Below are 16,210 nucleotides of genomic sequence, written 5' to 3' on the forward strand. Positions count from 1 at the left end.
AAGAGTAGGAGTTGAGCACGTGGATTACGAAGTAGTATTGCCAGCAGCCGGTAGCGGAAAACGGATGGGAGCGGGAAAAAACAAATTATTTTTATCTTTAGCGAATAAACCGATCCTCATTCACACCCTCGAAATTTTTCAAAAGGATAGAAACTGTACGGGAATATATTTAGCGGTAAAACCAGAAGAAAGGGACTATATTCAACATTTATTAAAAGATTATAAAATTACAAAGGTAAAGGGTTTACCAAATGGAGGGAAAGAACGTCAACATTCTGTTCATTCATGTTTAAAAGTAATGAATGATGTGGAGATTGTTCTCGTCCATGATGCTGCAAGACCGTTTATATCCCAACAAGTCATTGACCGTTTAGTGGAAACCGCATATGAAAAAGGGGCTGCGATAGCAGGAGTTCGAGCGAAGGATACGATGAAAAAAGTACAAGATGGTATTATTGTTGAAACGGTAGATCGGGAAAACCTATGGTCAATCCAAACGCCGCAAGCATTTCGTTACGAACTGTTACGGCATGCGGAGGATGTAGCGGAAAAAGAAGGATTTTTAGGAACGGACGAAGCGATGCTAGTGGAGCGCCTCGGTTATGAAATCCATATTGTTGAAAGCAATTATGAAAATATTAAAATGACGACGAAAGAAGATTTATTATTTGGTGAAGCCATCTTAAAAAACCGCCAGATGCAGAAAGAAGGTACCTCACAAATCTTTTAGATTGGTGAGGTCTTTTCGTGCGCCCGGCATGTACATGAACTATAGGGTGTAAGTCCCGAACCCCGAAGACAGAAGTAGAGGTTAGCCAAGAGCAAGGGTGTCCGTGGTGACGCGGAATCTGAAGGAAGCTGGAGGCAAAACACCGGTCCGAGGAACACGAACCTCATATAAGGCTAGGTATGATTGAGTGAGTTTGCGAAACAAAACAAAGCTCTTTCTGTCGAAGGTCATATCGAGTAAATGAGGCGGATAGATGGTGTGAAAGTGCATGTACTTACCCGGGGAGGTCTGGCGGATAGGTGAAGTTCGCTTCATAACCTACTTAGTGATAAGTAGCTGAACCGTCAGAAGTCAGCAGAGGTCATAGTATTAGTTGGTTTAGAACTACTAAGAAGGACCGAACAATTAAGAGAGAATAGCCCTTGGCATTCAGTGAGTCATGATGAACACAGAAAACATAGTACCTCACTTGAGGAAGGAAGCGGTGAATCCCGTGGGAGTCCTCTTGGAGGGTGGAGTGACCACTGGCATAAAGAGAACAGCTATTCACGGAAGTTATGAAAACTTGCGTCAATTATCTTAATTGAACCGCCGTATACGGAACCGTACGTACGGTGGTGTGAGAGGACGGGAGCTAATCACTCCCTCCTACTCGATTTGTTTCCATACATAATAATTGGGTTAAATGCATGCTTACAATCCATACAAATGGGAAATATGTTAATATATGAAGTGGCAAATTGGAATCTGATTTTACAGTAAAGGATGGTGAACGCTGCATATAAGGCTGAACAGTCTTTCATCATGCAGCTACAATATGTTTCGTGTTGGACAAGGATTTGATGTGCATGCGTTTCAAGAAGGACGGCCACTTATTATCGGAGGCATAGAGATACCTCATACGAAAGGCCTTGTTGGTCATTCCGATGCGGATGTGTTATTACATGCAATTACAGATGCGGCCCTTGGAGCAATTGGAGAAGGAGATATCGGACGTCATTTTCCAGATACAGATCCAAAATATAAAGATGCAGATTCAGCGAAATTATTGGAGTATATATGGAAAATAGTAAATGATAAAGGGTATATTCTTGGGAATGTTGATTGTACAATTATGGCTCAAAAGCCTAAAATGGCTCCGTATATTGAGCAAATGCGAAATCGCATAGCAGAACTTTTGGATGCGAACCCGTCTCAAGTAAACGTCAAAGCAACTACAACGGAAAAATTAGGCTTTGTTGGCCGAGAAGAAGGTATAGCAGCATTAGCAACAATATTGTTAATAAAAAAGCAATAGTTCTCAAATGTTGAAAGAAGATGAATTCGTTCCAGAAAAGTTAAAATTTCTTCCCTCTCATTAACTTTTCAATGTGAAGACAGAGTGGTAAAATGTACAAAAGTTAAGGGAAGCATTGGAAATGGAAATATTCTAGTAGTGGCCAAATTAAAAATGAAGGTTTTTATCTGGTAAACTTAGGAGGAAAATTATGACAAAACAAGTTCGTGTTCGGTATGCGCCAAGTCCTACCGGTCATTTACATATTGGTGGAGCGCGTACTGCGTTATTTAATTATTTGTTTGCAAAACATTACAACGGAACATTTGTTGTTCGCATTGAAGATACGGATACGGAGCGCAATGTCGAGGGTGGAGAAGCGTCACAGCTTGATAATCTGCGCTGGCTTGGAATAATTCCAGATGAATCTGTAGATATTGGCGGACCTTATGCGCCATATCGCCAAACGGAAAGACTAGATATATATAAGAAACATGCGGAAGAGCTATTAGAACGAGGACTAGCTTATAAATGTTTCTGCACACCTGAAGAATTGGAAGCTTCAAGAGAAGCCCAAAGAGCAAAAGGCATTCCTGCTCCAACTTACGAAGGCAAATGCCGCCATTTAACGAAAGAGGAAATCGCTGAAAAAGAAGCGCAGGGAATTCCTTATACAATCCGTTTTAAAGTTCCAGAAAATGTAACATACAAATTTAATGATTTAGTGCGCGGAGAAGTTACTTTTGAATCGAAAGATATTGGCGATTGGGTTATCGTGAAGGCGAATGGAATTCCTACTTATAACTTTGCGGTTGTTTTGGATGACCATTATATGGAAATTACGCATGTATTCCGCGGAGAAGAACACTTATCTAATACGCCGAAACAAATGATGATTTTTGATGCTTTCGATTGGGAATACCCTGAGTTCGGCCATTTAACAATCATTGTGAACGAAAATCATAAGAAGTTATCAAAACGTGATGAATCCATTATCCAGTTCGTTTCTCAATATAAAGAGCTTGGATATTTACCAGAAGCGATGTTCAACTTCTTTGCATTGCTTGGTTGGTCTCCGGAAGGGGAAGAAGAAATCTTTACAAAAGAACAATTGATTGAAATTTTTGATGAGAAGCGTTTATCAAAATCACCGTCAATGTTTGACCGGAATAAACTAACATGGATGAACAACCAATACATTAAAAAATTGTCATTGGATGAAGTAGTAGACTTAGCACTTCCTCACTTGCAAAAAGCCGGTTTACTTCCTTTAGAATTGACTAGTGAACAAAAACAATGGGCAACAAAATTGATTGCGTTATACCATAATCAAATGAGTTATGGTGCAGAAATTGTTGAATTATCTAGCTTGTTCTTTAAAGATGAAATTGAATATGATGAAGCTGCCCAAGAAGTACTAGCTTTAGAACATATTAAAGAATTGGCTACATCATTTAAACAGCAATTAGAGGCTTCGGAAGCTTTTGATGCTTCGTCAATTAAAGCGGCAATTAAAGCAGTACAAAAAGAAACTGGATATAAAGGGAAAAACTTATTTATGCCAATTCGAGTGATGACAACAGGCCAAACTCATGGTCCGGAATTGGCGGATGCAATCGAATTAGTGGGCAAAGAAAAAGTTTTAGCCCGATTAGAAAAATTCACAAATTAATATTTTTTAGATGAACGGTTTTTGAGCCTTGGATATAATGATATAAAAGTGAAAGCGTTGAAAAGGAGAAGTACGTAAAATATGTTTGAAAGAGAGGGTCACCACAGGCTGAAAGTGACCTAAACCTCTATTTTACGGAAATGCACCTTTGAGCACTTTGCTGAAATGGAGTAGGCAAGTCGGCTAGTCACCGTTAAAGACCTCGAGCGGAAAGCTTCATGCTTTCAACCAGAGTGGAACCGCGCGAATTTGGCGTCTCTGTCATAGTGATATGATGGAGGCGTTTTTTATTCAGCTAATTTTTATTGGCTACCTGTAGAGAATTGGTGGTAATTTAGTTATAGAAGGATATATTTGTTCGAAGAGAATTGGCTAAAGGAGAGAATGACATGGCAATTCAAATTTACAATACGTTAACAAGAAGAAAAGAACCTTTTGTTCCTCTTGAAGAGGGAAAAGTAAAAATGTACGTATGCGGACCAACTGTTTATAACTACATTCATATAGGCAATGCACGTCCTGCCATTGTCTATGATACAGTAAGAAGATATTTGCAATATAAAGGGTTTGATGTGAAGTATGTATCAAACTTCACCGATGTGGACGACAAAATTATTAAGGCAGCTAACGAGTTAGGAGAAGAAGTTTCTGAACTGACAGAGCGTTTTATAAAAGCTTATTTTGAGGATATCACTGCACTTGGATGCAAAAAAGCGGATGTTCATCCGAGAGTGACAGAACATATGGATGATATTATTGAATTTATTAAAGTATTAATCAATAAAGGGTATGCTTATGAATCTCAAGGGGATGTCTATTTCCGCACACGCAAGTTTAAAGGTTATGGAAAACTAAGTCATCAGTCAATTGATGATTTAAAAGTAGGCGCACGTATCGAAGCGGGTGAAAAAAAAGAAGATCCACTAGACTTTGCTCTTTGGAAAGCTGCAAAACCAGGTGAAATTCACTGGAGTAGCCCTTGGGGTGAAGGACGACCTGGATGGCATATTGAATGCTCTGTAATGGCAAGAGCTCATCTAGGTGACACAATTGACATTCATGCTGGAGGTCAAGATTTAACATTCCCGCACCACGAAAATGAAATTGCTCAGTCTGAAAGCTATACCGGAAAACTTTTTGCCCGTTACTGGATGCATAATGGGTATATTAATATTGATAACGAAAAAATGTCAAAATCTCTTGGGAATTTCGTATTAGTCCACGATATTATCCAGAAAATTGATCCGCAAGTATTAAGATTTTTCATGCTTTCTGTACATTATCGTCATCCAATCAATTTCTCAGAAGAATTGATTGAATCCGCTCGAAGTGGATTGGAGCGCTTGCGCACAGCTTATTCGAATCTTCAACATCGACTAAAATCTACGACGAACCTTGCAGAAAATAGTGAATTGTATTTAGAAAAAATCGATGAGTTGAAAAAACAATTCGAGAAGGAAATGGATGATGATTTCAATACAGCTAACGGTATTTCTGTTTTATTTGAACTAGCTCGCACGTCAAATACGTATGTAAACGAAACAAATACGGATGAAAAAGTGCTAAAAGCATTTATTGAAACATTTGAAGTTCTTAGTGGTGTTTTAGGAATTAAATTAGCTGTTGAGATGGAAATTTTAGATGAAGAAATTGAAAAGTTAATTGAAGAGCGTAATATTGCACGAAAAAATCGTGATTTCAAGAGAGCGGATGAAATTCGTGACCAATTATTAAGTATGAACATAATTTTAGAAGATACACGACAAGGTACTCGCTGGAAACGAGGTTCATAAGATGGCACAACAAGTTGATATTAAGCAATTAAACGCACTTGCATTAGCATATATGGGGGACGCCGTTTTAGAGGTGCGCGTTAGGGAACATTTATTGTTAAGCGGTCGAACGAAACCGAATACGCTGCACCATGAGGCGACAAAATATGTCTCTGCTAAAGCTCAATCAATGATTGTGCATCGCATGATAGAAGAACAGTATTTAACGGAAGAAGAGTTATCAATTTATAGACGTGGGCGCAATGCAAAGTCTGGTACTGTTCCGAAAAATACGGATGTTCAAACTTATCGCAATAGTTCCGGATTTGAAGCAGTTCTCGGCAGTCTTTATTTAACAAAACAGTATGAACGTATGAATAAAATAATTGATTATGCAATACAAATCGTTGAAGAAGCGAAAGGAGCGTCATAACATGAGCGAAAGTGGAGAAATGATTGCTGGCAAAAACCCGGTATTAGAAGCCCTTCGTTCAGGCCGAGAAATGAACAAAATATGGATTAGTGAAGGTGTGAAAAAATCGGGAATTAAGGAAGTGCTGGATTTAGCCCGCGAACGAGGAGTATTTGTACAGTTTGTGCCAAAGAAAAAAATCGATCAACTTTCAAGCGCCAACCATCAAGGTATCGTTGCTTCTGTCGCTGCTTATAAGTATGCGGAACTCGATGAATTATTTGATGTGGCCAAAGCAAGAGGCGAAGATCCATTTTTCATCATTTTAGATGAACTAGAAGACCCTCATAATCTTGGCTCGATTATGCGAACTGCAGATGCGATTGGCGTTCATGGTATAATCATACCAAAGAGACGTTCTGTTGGACTTACAGCAACGGTAGCGAAAGCTTCTACAGGAGCTATTGAGCATGTTCCTGTTTGCAGAGTGAACAATTTAGTGCAAACAGTAGATGAGTTAAAAGAAAGAGGCGTCTGGATTGCTGGAACAGATGCAAAAGGTAGCACCGACTATCGAAAAATGGATGCTACCTTGCCGCTAGCTATCATTATTGGAAGTGAAGGGAAAGGAATGAGTAGACTACTGAAGGAGAAATGTGACTTTCTCTACCATTTGCCAATGGTTGGGCATGTTAATTCATTGAATGCGTCTGTTGCGGCGGCATTATTAATGTATGAAGTGTACCGAAAACGTCAAGAAGTGAATGATTAGTTATGAAAAACATTCTAATAGTTGATGGATACAATATGATAGGTGCTTGGAAAGAATTGCGACCTTTAAAAGATACAGATTTAGAGGAAGCTAGAAATCGCCTGCTTGAACTAATGGCAGAATATAAAGCCGCTATGGGATGGCGGGTGATTGTTGTTTTCGACGCCTATCATGTTTCCGGGGCAGAAAAATCCTATGTACAAAATGCAGTGGAAGTAATTTTTACAAGAAAGAACGAAACGGCAGATGAGCGTATTGAAAAATTATCAAACGAGCTGAAAGGGAGGAAAGTCCAAATATACGTAGCAACTTCTGATATGACGGAGCAAAACGTAATATTTGGGAATGGTGCCCTTCGAAAATCAGCCCGTGAACTAGAAATAGAGTTGGAAATTATTCAATCAAAAATATCAAAAAGAGTAGAAACTTCGCAGAAAGAAAGACCTAAATCTAGAATCCCATTATCGAAAGAAGTAGAGTTAGCCTTCGAAAAATGGAGAAGAGGTTTAAAATAATCAATTGACCTATATTTTCCAATTCATATATACTGTTCCTAATATGATTTATACGTCTGGGGTGAGGCCGTTGCTAAAAACAGAGCAATCGCAAGTAGTACAATCTTTTGACGAGCTAACGGATGAACAACTTGTTGAACTAGTGCATCAAGGTAATACAGAGGCGTTAGATTACTTAATTAATAAATACCGTGTATTCGTAAAGGCGAAAGCTCGCTCTTATTTTTTAATAGGAGCGGACAAGGAAGATATTATACAAGAGGGAATGATAGGTTTATATAAAGCCATAAGAGATTTTAAAGAGGACAAGCTTGTTTCCTTTAAAGCTTTTGCAGAGTTATGTATTACGCGCCAAATTATTACTGCTATTAAGACGGCAACGCGTCAGAAACATATTCCACTCAATTCCTATGTTTCTCTTGATAAACCAATATATGATGAAGAGTCGGATCGGACGTTGATGGATGTCATTACATGCTCGGAATCAGAAAATCCAGAACATTTAATGATTAACCGAGAAGAGTACTCCTATTTGGAAGAAAAAATTAGCGAAATTTTAAGCGAACTTGAACAACAAGTGCTTACTTTATATTTAGATGGACAATCTTATAATGAGATTTCTGAAGAATTAAATCGTCATGTAAAGTCAATTGATAATGCATTGCAACGGGTGAAACGGAAATTGGAGCGCCATTTAGAAAATGGGGAAATTATTTGAAACTCATTCCTCAATTATTGACAGCATGTTTTTTTGGTGTTAGTCTTTAAAAGATAAAATGCCAGAATAGAGGTTTTTTCAGTGGCAAAGAAAATTGTATTAAGCTGTGAAGAGTGTGGTTCTAGAAATTACACTTATCCTGAAAAAGACAGCTCAACTAGATTACAATTGAAAAAGTATTGTCAGCGCTGCAATCGACACACATTACACAAACAAACGCGCTAGTTGAAATAGAGAAGACAGATGATTTATTCGGAGGTTAAGCTAGAATGGGCAAAATAAAACAATTTCTGCAAGAAGTTATGTCCGAAATGAGAAAGACAAGCTGGCCAAAAAGCAAAGAGCTTACAAAATATACGATTGTTGTAATCACAACAGTCATTTTTGTAGCAATCTTTTTTGTGCTTGTAGATTTATTGATTTCGGGAGCATTCCGTTGGTATTTAAAAATATAATTATAGCCCCATACTAAATATCTTTCGAAAAATAGCCCGTCTAACATTTCGCGGGTTTTTTTCATTTATGTTGTAAATTATAATATTAAATACAGATTCAACGGGTTGTAATTGTAAAGGAGGGAAGGACGAATAGTCCAATATACATTATGGAAAAACAATGGTATGTAGTTCATACTTATTCAGGTTATGAAAATCGTGTAAAAGCAAATCTCGAAAAACGAGTAGAAACAATGGGGATGCAAGATCTCATTTTCCGTGTAATCATCCCTGAACATGAAGAAACTGATTTAAAAGATGGAAAAAAACGTACGGTGATGCGAAAAGTTTTCCCGGGTTACGTATTAGTTGAAATGATTTTAACTGATGATTCTTGGTACGTTGTTCGCAATACCCCAGGAGTGACAGGATTTATTGGCTCATCAGGCGGAGGAGCAAAACCGACACCTTTACTGCCTGAAGAAGTAGATCGTCTGCTTCGTTCAATGGGATTACACAAAAAAGCAATTGGCGAGTTAGATATTGCTGTTGGCGATCTAGTTGAAGTGTTAGATGGACCATTTGCTCATTTCCAAGGAAATGTAGAGGAAATCGATGTGGATAAAGGAAAAGTAAAAGTTTCAGTTGACATGTTCGGTCGGGAAACGAAAATGGAATTAGATTTCGAACAAGTACAACGGGTATAAACCTTTAAAAAAGAGTAAAAAATTTCAATGGTTTGCACATTTTAACCAATTTGGTTAACAAATAATTTATATCTTTATAATATTTTTACTTGCTTAAGAATATGAAAAATGATATCATTTCATAGGTCAGACTAGTTTTTTTAGTCTGCGATATGAGTTAATGATATTTTATCGGCATGGCTGATAAATGTATATTTGAGTGGGAGGGGCAACCCAATATACCACATCACGGACTTAAGGAGGTGTGTCTCGTGGCTAAAAAAGTTATTAAAATTGTTAAACTTCAAATCCCTGCTGGTAAAGCGAATCCAGCTCCACCAGTTGGTCCTGCATTAGGTCAAGCAGGTGTAAACATCATGGGATTCTGTAAAGAATTTAACGCTCGTACTGCTGATCAAGCAGGTTTAATTATACCTGTTGAAATTACAGTATTCGAAGACCGTTCTTTCACTTTTATTACAAAAACTCCACCTGCAGCTGTATTGCTTAAAAAAGCAGCAGGTATTGAATCAGGTTCTGGTGAGCCAAACCGTAAAAAAGTTGCAACGGTTAAACGTGATAAAGTTCGCGAAATCGCAGAACTAAAAATGCCTGATTTAAATGCTGCATCTGTTGAAGCGGCTATGGCAATGGTTGAAGGTACAGCACGAAGCATGGGTATTGAAATCGTTGACTAATCCATTGTAATTCGTGTTAGTTTTTGTAGGTTGCGCAAGTTCTGTTGAACACGCAACCTTTATTCGTGGGAGGTAAATTTCCGCTAAAACCACAAAGGAGGAAAAAGTAATGGTAAAACGCAGTAAAAGAATGCAAGAACTTGCAAAATTAATTGATAAAACTAAATTATATCCAGTAGAAGAAGCTGTTGCATTAGCTCAAAAAACAAGCAATGTTAAATTTGATGCAACAGTAGAAGTAGCTTTCCGTTTAAATATTGATACTCGTAAAAATGACCAACAAATCCGTGGAGCAGTTGTGCTTCCAAACGGAACAGGTAAAACTCAACGTGTATTAGTATTTGCTAAAGGTGAAAAAGCGAAGGAAGCTGAAGCTGCTGGAGCAGACTATGTAGGCGATGTAGACTACATCAACAAAATCCAACAAGGTTGGTTTGAGTTTGATGTAATCGTAGCTACACCTGATATGATGGGTGAGGTTGGTAAATTAGGTCGTATTTTAGGTCCAAAAGGATTAATGCCAAACCCTAAAACAGGAACAGTTACTTTCGATGTTGCGAAAGCAATCCAAGAAATCAAAGCAGGTAAAGTAGAATACCGCGCTGATAAAGCTGGTATCGTTCACGCTCCTATCGGTAAAGTATCTTTCGAAACAGAAAAATTAGTAGAAAACTTCTTAGCTGTATTCGAAGCAATTCAAAAAGCAAAACCTGCTGCAGCTAAAGGTACTTACATGAAATCTGTAAACATCACTACTACAATGGGGCCATCAATTAAAATTGACGCTTCTAGCGTAGTGATTAAATAATAAATAAAGATAGAATAAAACTATTGACATTCATCCTATTCGTTAGTATTATGGATGATGTTCTGAATATAGTAATCCATTTGTACCGTAGACAGTAGGGGTGCTCTTTGCACTTAAACTTCCCTACCGAGGACATAAAATCGGATTCTTTTTTAAGATGATGACTTTTTATGCCTTCGTGTGTCTACACGAAGGCTTTTGTTTTATCGGTATGAATGACCCATTCTAATAGGAGGTGTCAAAATGTCTAAGGCAATTGAAGCAAAAAAAGTACAAGTACAAGAGATTGCAGACAAATTTAAAAATTCTGCTTCTGTAGTGCTTGTTGATTACCGCGGTTTAAACGTAGCTCAAGTTACTGAATTGCGTAAACAACTTCGTGAAGCTGGCGTAGAATTTAAAGTTTATAAAAACACTTTAACTCGCCGTGCTGTTGAAGAAGTTGGACTAGAAGGACTTAATGAATATTTAACAGGTCCAAATGCGATCGCTTTCTCTACAGAAGATGTTGTAGCACCAGCTAAAATCATTAACAACTTCGCAAAAGAAAACGATGCATTAGAAATTAAAGCGGGTGTTATTGAAGGAAACGTTGCTACAGTTGAAGAGGTTAAAGCTCTTGCTGACCTTCCATCTCGCGAAGGTTTACTTTCAATGTTACTATCTGTACTTCAAGCTCCAATCCGCAACTTCGCTCTTGCAACAAAAGCTGTTGCAGAACAAAAAGAAGAACAAGGTGCGTAATTTATCGCTTAAACCAATATTTCGAATACAGGCAAATAGCCTAACAAAAATACCTATATAGGAGGAATATGGAATGACTAAAGAACAAATTATTGAAGCTATTAAAGAAATGACAGTTCTTGAATTAAACGATTTAGTAAAAGCTATCGAAGAAGAATTCGGCGTAACTGCTGCTGCTCCAGTTGCAGTTGTAGGTGGCGCTGCTGCAGGTGCTGCTGCAGAAGAAAAATCTGAATTCGATGTAGTGTTAGCTAACGCTGGAGATCAAAAAATCAAAGTTATCAAAGTTGTACGCGAACTTACAGGCCTTGGCTTAAAAGAAGCAAAAGAATTAGTTGACAACACTCCAAAACCACTTAAAGAAGGCGTTTCTAAAGAAGAAGCTGAAGAAATCAAAGCTAAACTTGAAGAACTTGGCGCTTCTGTAGAACTTAAGTAATAATTGCTTGAGTATCGTTTATACCAAAAAATAAAAAGCTCGTCCTATTTGGCGAGCTTTTCTTCATTTATTTAGGGAGGCCACTCAAATGACTGAACATTATTATTCACGAAAGCCTCAAACGGAAAGTAAACCCCAACAATGGCAGTTTACTTTATTAGGACACTCATTTTTATTTGAAACAGATACAGGAGTGTTTAGTAAAAGCGAAGTAGATTTTGGATCCCGTTTGTTAATTGATACATTTAACATGCCCGATGTAGAAGGAATTGTTTTAGACGTTGGTTGTGGCTACGGTCCAATCGGGTTAGCGATAGCAAAGCAATATCCAGAGCGAACAGTATATATGATGGATATTAATGAGCGAGCACTTCAATTAGCTAGAAAGAATGCAGAATTGAACGGAATCCAAAATGTGCGTATTTATGAAAGTGACGGTGTATATGTGGATGAGCAAGTCCAAGTTGCTGCTGTGTTAACGAACCCGCCAATTCGAGCTGGGAAAGAGACGGTTTTTAAAATCTATGACGGGGCTTATCAGCATTTGTGTACAAGTGGAGAGCTTTGGGTTGTGATTCAGAAGAAACAAGGAGCACCATCTACGTTAAAGTATTTGGAAGAAAAGTTTCGGTCAGTGGAAATTGTCGAGAAGAAAAAGGGATATTGGATTATCAAAGCTGAAAAATAAAACGAATTCCCATTAAATATTGACTTGACAAATCGGCTATGATAACATAATAAAATGCAAAAATATTATTTTTTGGGAGTATGCCCTTTTGTATGCAATAATTTTTATGTGGGTATACTTGCCATGAATAAGTTAAGTTTAACCGAAAATGAGGTTTTGAAAAAGTCTCGTTTTCTTTTTGTCTTTGGAAAATCATACACTATTTATTTGATTTTGCAAAGACCTATTATCGCTTTATTGAGGGGTGAATAAGTTGACAGGTCAACTAGTTCAGTACGGACGACACCGCCAGCGTAGAAGCTTTGCGCGTATTAAAGAGGTGCTGGAGCTTCCGAATTTAATAGAGATTCAAACAGCCTCTTACGACTGGTTCCTTAAAGAAGGATTGCTTGAAATGTTTAAAGAAATTTCCCCTATTGAGGATTTCACAGGCAATCTTTCACTAGAATTCATCGACTATTCTTTAGGAGAACCAAAATATGATGTCGATGAATGTAAGGAGCGCGATGTAACTTATGCAGCACCATTGCGCGTAAAGGTACGTCTTCATAACAAAGAAACAGATGAAGTTAAAGAACAAGATGTCTTTATGGGGGATTTCCCATTAATGACAGAAACAGGCACTTTTATTATTAACGGTGCCGAGCGTGTAATTGTATCCCAATTGGTACGTTCACCAAGCGTATATTATCACGATAAAACGGACAAAAACGGCAAAAAAGGCTTCGGTGCAACAGTCATTCCAAACCGTGGGGCATGGCTGGAGTTTGAAACGGATGCAAAAGATATTATCTATGTTCGCATCGATCGCACACGTAAATTGCCTGCAACAGTGCTACTAAGAGCGTTAGGCTTTGGTTCAGACCAAGAAATTATCGATATTATCGGTGATAATGAGTATTTGAGAAATACGCTTGAGAAAGATAATACAGATAGCACTGAAAAGGCGCTATTAGAAATCTATGAACGCCTTCGTCCAGGTGAACCACCAACAGTTGAAAGTGCAAAAAGCTTGCTATATTCCCGCTTCTTCGATGCTAAACGCTATGATTTAGCAGCCGTTGGGCGTTATAAAATGAATAAAAAGCTTCACATAAAAAATCGTCTATTTAATCAAAAAATCGCAGAAACGTTAGTAGATCCTGAAACAGGAGAAATTATTGTTGAAAAAGATACAATTCTTGACCGACGTACGTTAGATAAAATTATTCCTTATTTAGAGAAGGGTGTTGGATTCCGTACATTATCTCAAGTAGGTGGTGTATTGGATGAAGATATTACAATCCAATCCATTAAAATATATGCTCCTAATGACGAAGATGGAAAAATCATCAATGTCATTTCCAATGCTTACGTTGATGAAGAGGTAAAACATTTGACTCCTGCGGATATTATCGCGTCATTATCCTACTTCTTCAACTTACTTTATGGTGTAGGAAATGTTGATGACATCGACCATTTAGGAAATCGTCGTTTACGCTCTGTTGGTGAGTTGTTGCAGAACCAATTCCGTATTGGACTATCGCGTATGGAACGAGTTGTGCGTGAGCGCATGTCAATTAATGACACAGCGTCAATCGTACCACAACAATTGATTAATATTCGTCCAGTTATTGCATCAATAAAAGAGTTCTTTGGTAGCTCTCAATTATCGCAATTCATGGACCAAACAAATCCGCTAGCAGAATTGACGCATAAACGCCGCCTTTCCGCTTTAGGACCTGGTGGTTTAACGAGAGAACGTGCTGGTATGGAAGTGCGGGATGTTCACTACTCGCACTATGGCCGCATGTGTCCTATTGAAACACCAGAGGGTCCAAACATCGGTCTAATTAACTCATTATCAACTTATGCGAAAGTGAATAAGTTTGGTTTTATTGAAACACCTTATCGTCGTGTTGATCCTGAAACAGGCCGAGTGACAGACCAAATTGACTACTTAACAGCCGATGAGGAAGACAACTACATCGTAGCTCAGGCAAACTCACCGTTAAATCCAGACGGAACTTTTGCCAACGAGGAAGTTTTAGGTCGATTCCGTGGAGACAACACAGTATTCAAAAGAGAATTAGTTGACTACATGGACGTATCACCTAAACAAGTAGTATCTGCTGCGACAGCATGTATCCCATTCTTAGAAAACGACGACTCTAACCGTGCATTAATGGGTGCAAACATGCAGCGTCAAGCAGTACCATTAATTCAACCAGAGGCTCCGTATGTAGGGACAGGAATGGAATACGTAAACGCTCGTGACTCTGGTGCTGCTGTAGTTAATAAGTATGAAGGAATCGTTGAACATGTTGAATCGCGTGAAATCCACGTTCGTCGTATCGAAATTAGAGATGGAAAAGAAGTAAAGGGCGAACTGGATAAATATAAGCTTCAAAAATTCCAGCGTTCCAACCATGGAACTTGTATTAATCAACGCCCAATCGTTAAAGTTGGGGATCGCGTAAAACCAAAAGATATTCTTGCAGATGGACCTTCCATGGATAAAGGAGAACTTGCTCTAGGTCGCAACGTTCTTGTTGCTTTCATGACTTGGGAAGGTTTCAACTACGAAGACGCGATTATTATGAACGAACGTCTTGTAAAAGATGATATTTATACATCCATTCATATTGAAGAATATGAATCTGAATCTCGAGATACTAAACTAGGCCCAGAAGAAATTACTCGCGAAATACCAAATGTCGGTGAAGATGCGCTACGTAATCTTGATGATCGCGGTATCGTTCGAATTGGTGCTGAAGTACGTGACGGTGATATTTTAGTAGGTAAAGTAACACCAAAAGGAGTTACGGAATTAACTGCTGAAGAACGCTTACTTCATGCCATTTTCGGTGAAAAGGCTCGTGAAGTTCGAGATACATCATTACGTGTACCACATGGAGCAGGTGGTATCGTCCTCGATGTTAAAGTGTTTAATCGAGAAGACGGTGATGAATTACCACCTGGAGTAAACCAATTAGTGCGTGTTTATATTGTTCAAAAACGTAAAATTCGCGTCGGTGACAAAATGGCCGGTCGTCACGGTAACAAAGGGGTAATTTCCCGTATTTTACCTGAAGAAGATATGCCATTCTTGCCAGACGGAACTCCAGTTGACATCATGTTAAATCCATTGGGCGTACCGTCTCGTATGAACATCGGACAAGTGTTAGAGTTACACTTAGGTATGGCTGCACACTTATTAGGCGAATACATGGCGACACCTGTATTCGATGGTGCGAACGAAGAAGATGTTTGGAATACGATGGAAGAAGCCGGAATGAATAGAGACGGTAAAACAATTCTTTATGATGGGCGTACAGGAGAACCGTTTGATAACCGAGTATCAGTTGGTATCATGTATATGATCAAATTGGCGCACATGGTTGACGATAAACTTCATGCCCGTTCAACAGGTCCATATTCACTTGTAACGCAACAACCATTAGGTGGTAAAGCACAATTTGGTGGTCAACGTTTCGGTGAGATGGAGGTTTGGGCACTTGAAGCGTATGGTGCAGCATATACACTACAAGAACTATTGACAATCAAATCAGACGACGTTGTAGGACGTGTGAAAACATATGAAGCGATTGTAAAAGGTGAAAGTGTTCCAGAACCAGGCGTGCCAGAAAGCTTCAAAGTATTAATTAAAGAGCTTCAATCACTGGGATTAGATGTGAAAATGCTTACTGTAGACGAAGAAGAGATTGAACTGAGAGATATGGATGATGATGACGATCTACAACCAGCTGATGCCCTAAACATCTTGCCAACTAAAGAAGAAAAACCTGTTGAAACTCAAAATTAATCTACATGTGGGCAGGTAGACGCCTGCCCGATTCTTCATTA

Annotated in this window: 18 protein-coding genes and 2 other annotated features; all 18 genes read left to right on the top strand. The window is 38.5% G+C overall.

The annotated features are described in order from the left end of the window. Positions 1-19: 19 nt before the first annotated feature. The 18 genes from ispD (at position 20) to rpoB (ending at position 16,169) form a co-directional block, all read left to right on the top strand. Positions 20-730, top strand: a complete 711-nt coding sequence (gene ispD / locus NST98_RS13265) for a 2-C-methyl-D-erythritol 4-phosphate cytidylyltransferase (RefSeq protein ID WP_096550052.1) — start codon at positions 20-22, stop codon at positions 728-730. 439 nt (positions 731-1,169) lie between these two features. Beyond that, positions 1,170-1,313, top strand: a complete 144-nt coding sequence (locus NST98_RS13270; protein WP_340714232.1) for a hypothetical protein — start codon at positions 1,170-1,172, stop codon at positions 1,311-1,313. A gap of 234 nt (positions 1,314-1,547) precedes the next feature. Continuing rightward, the gene (ispF, locus tag NST98_RS13275; RefSeq protein ID WP_016838532.1) at positions 1,548-2,027 is read left to right on the top strand and encodes a 2-C-methyl-D-erythritol 2,4-cyclodiphosphate synthase; all 480 of its coding nucleotides are present in this window, start codon (positions 1,548-1,550) and stop codon (positions 2,025-2,027) included. 190 nt (positions 2,028-2,217) lie between these two features. Further along, positions 2,218-3,678 (top strand): glutamate--tRNA ligase, encoded by a 1,461-nt coding sequence (gltX, locus tag NST98_RS13280; RefSeq protein WP_340715310.1) that lies wholly within the window; start codon positions 2,218-2,220, stop codon positions 3,676-3,678. Positions 3,679-3,726: 48 nt separating this feature from the next. Then, positions 3,727-3,941: a binding site (T-box leader), on the top strand. Positions 3,942-4,067: 126 nt separating this feature from the next. Further along, the gene (cysS, locus tag NST98_RS13285; protein WP_340715311.1) at positions 4,068-5,471 is read left to right on the top strand and encodes a cysteine--tRNA ligase; all 1,404 of its coding nucleotides are present in this window, start codon (positions 4,068-4,070) and stop codon (positions 5,469-5,471) included. 1 nt (position 5,472) lies between these two features. Then, positions 5,473-5,883 carry a Mini-ribonuclease 3 gene (locus NST98_RS13290; RefSeq protein ID WP_016838535.1) on the top strand — a complete coding sequence of 137 codons (411 nt, stop codon included), beginning with the start codon at positions 5,473-5,475 and terminating at the stop codon, positions 5,881-5,883. A 1-nt stretch (position 5,884) separates the two neighbouring features. Then, on the top strand, positions 5,885-6,634 hold the full coding sequence (gene rlmB, locus NST98_RS13295; protein ID WP_340432625.1) for a 23S rRNA (guanosine(2251)-2'-O)-methyltransferase RlmB: 750 nt from the start codon (positions 5,885-5,887) through the stop codon (positions 6,632-6,634). 2 nt (positions 6,635-6,636) lie between these two features. Further along, positions 6,637-7,149, top strand: coding sequence for an NYN domain-containing protein (locus NST98_RS13300; RefSeq protein WP_016838537.1), 513 nt, complete (start codon positions 6,637-6,639; stop codon positions 7,147-7,149). Between the two features lie 70 nt (positions 7,150-7,219). Continuing rightward, entirely contained in the window at positions 7,220-7,867 is a 648-nt protein-coding gene (gene sigH / locus NST98_RS13305; RefSeq protein ID WP_016838538.1) for an RNA polymerase sporulation sigma factor SigH, read from the top strand. 81 nt (positions 7,868-7,948) lie between these two features. After that, complete coding sequence (rpmG, locus tag NST98_RS13310; protein WP_083839531.1) at positions 7,949-8,092, top strand: 50S ribosomal protein L33; 144 nt, start codon at positions 7,949-7,951, stop codon at positions 8,090-8,092. A 44-nt stretch (positions 8,093-8,136) separates the two neighbouring features. Next, the gene (gene secE, locus NST98_RS13315; RefSeq protein ID WP_016838539.1) at positions 8,137-8,322 is read left to right on the top strand and encodes a preprotein translocase subunit SecE; all 186 of its coding nucleotides are present in this window, start codon (positions 8,137-8,139) and stop codon (positions 8,320-8,322) included. A gap of 149 nt (positions 8,323-8,471) precedes the next feature. Beyond that, the gene (nusG, locus tag NST98_RS13320) at positions 8,472-9,008 is read left to right on the top strand and encodes a transcription termination/antitermination protein NusG (protein WP_016838540.1); all 537 of its coding nucleotides are present in this window, start codon (positions 8,472-8,474) and stop codon (positions 9,006-9,008) included. Positions 9,009-9,259: 251 nt separating this feature from the next. Continuing rightward, positions 9,260-9,685 (top strand): 50S ribosomal protein L11, encoded by a 426-nt coding sequence (rplK, locus tag NST98_RS13325; protein ID WP_016838541.1) that lies wholly within the window; start codon positions 9,260-9,262, stop codon positions 9,683-9,685. Between the two features lie 109 nt (positions 9,686-9,794). Beyond that, a complete protein-coding gene (gene rplA / locus NST98_RS13330; protein WP_096550055.1) occupies positions 9,795-10,493 on the top strand; it encodes a 50S ribosomal protein L1 in 699 nt (232 codons plus the stop codon). A 67-nt stretch (positions 10,494-10,560) separates the two neighbouring features. Next, positions 10,561-10,704: a sequence feature (ribosomal protein L10 leader region), on the top strand. A 32-nt stretch (positions 10,705-10,736) separates the two neighbouring features. Beyond that, positions 10,737-11,237 (top strand): 50S ribosomal protein L10, encoded by a 501-nt coding sequence (gene rplJ / locus NST98_RS13335; protein WP_096550056.1) that lies wholly within the window; start codon positions 10,737-10,739, stop codon positions 11,235-11,237. 73 nt (positions 11,238-11,310) lie between these two features. Next, positions 11,311-11,676: a 50S ribosomal protein L7/L12 gene (rplL, locus tag NST98_RS13340; protein WP_340715312.1), complete on the top strand. Its 366-nt coding sequence runs from the start codon at positions 11,311-11,313 to the stop codon at positions 11,674-11,676. An 88-nt stretch (positions 11,677-11,764) separates the two neighbouring features. After that, the gene (locus tag NST98_RS13345) at positions 11,765-12,364 is read left to right on the top strand and encodes a class I SAM-dependent methyltransferase (RefSeq protein WP_096550058.1); all 600 of its coding nucleotides are present in this window, start codon (positions 11,765-11,767) and stop codon (positions 12,362-12,364) included. Between the two features lie 244 nt (positions 12,365-12,608). Continuing rightward, the gene (gene rpoB / locus NST98_RS13350; protein ID WP_340715313.1) at positions 12,609-16,169 is read left to right on the top strand and encodes a DNA-directed RNA polymerase subunit beta; all 3,561 of its coding nucleotides are present in this window, start codon (positions 12,609-12,611) and stop codon (positions 16,167-16,169) included. Positions 16,170-16,210 lie beyond the last annotated feature (41 nt).

Source organism: Ureibacillus sp. FSL W8-0352, from assembly GCF_038004345.1.
Classification (GTDB): Bacteria; Bacillota; Bacilli; order Bacillales_A; family Planococcaceae; genus Ureibacillus; species Ureibacillus thermosphaericus.

Bases quoted from the DNA above. Each gene is read 5' to 3' on its own strand.
- rplJ (WP_096550056.1), top strand. From the start codon at position 10,737: ATGTCTAAGGCAATTGAAGCAAAAAAAGTACAAGTACAAGAGATTGCA.
- cysS (WP_340715311.1), top strand. From the start codon at position 4,068: ATGGCAATTCAAATTTACAATACGTTAACAAGAAGAAAAGAACCTTTT.
- rplL (WP_340715312.1), top strand. From the start codon at position 11,311: ATGACTAAAGAACAAATTATTGAAGCTATTAAAGAAATGACAGTTCTT.
- nusG (WP_016838540.1), top strand. From the start codon at position 8,472: ATGGAAAAACAATGGTATGTAGTTCATACTTATTCAGGTTATGAAAAT.
- rplA (WP_096550055.1), top strand. From the start codon at position 9,795: ATGGTAAAACGCAGTAAAAGAATGCAAGAACTTGCAAAATTAATTGAT.
- ispF (WP_016838532.1), top strand. From the start codon at position 1,548: ATGTTTCGTGTTGGACAAGGATTTGATGTGCATGCGTTTCAAGAAGGA.
- NST98_RS13270 (WP_340714232.1), top strand. From the start codon at position 1,170: ATGATGAACACAGAAAACATAGTACCTCACTTGAGGAAGGAAGCGGTG.
- NST98_RS13300 (WP_016838537.1), top strand. From the start codon at position 6,637: ATGAAAAACATTCTAATAGTTGATGGATACAATATGATAGGTGCTTGG.
- NST98_RS13345 (WP_096550058.1), top strand. From the start codon at position 11,765: ATGACTGAACATTATTATTCACGAAAGCCTCAAACGGAAAGTAAACCC.
- secE (WP_016838539.1), top strand. From the start codon at position 8,137: ATGGGCAAAATAAAACAATTTCTGCAAGAAGTTATGTCCGAAATGAGA.
- NST98_RS13290 (WP_016838535.1), top strand. From the start codon at position 5,473: ATGGCACAACAAGTTGATATTAAGCAATTAAACGCACTTGCATTAGCA.
- rlmB (WP_340432625.1), top strand. From the start codon at position 5,885: ATGAGCGAAAGTGGAGAAATGATTGCTGGCAAAAACCCGGTATTAGAA.
- gltX (WP_340715310.1), top strand. From the start codon at position 2,218: ATGACAAAACAAGTTCGTGTTCGGTATGCGCCAAGTCCTACCGGTCAT.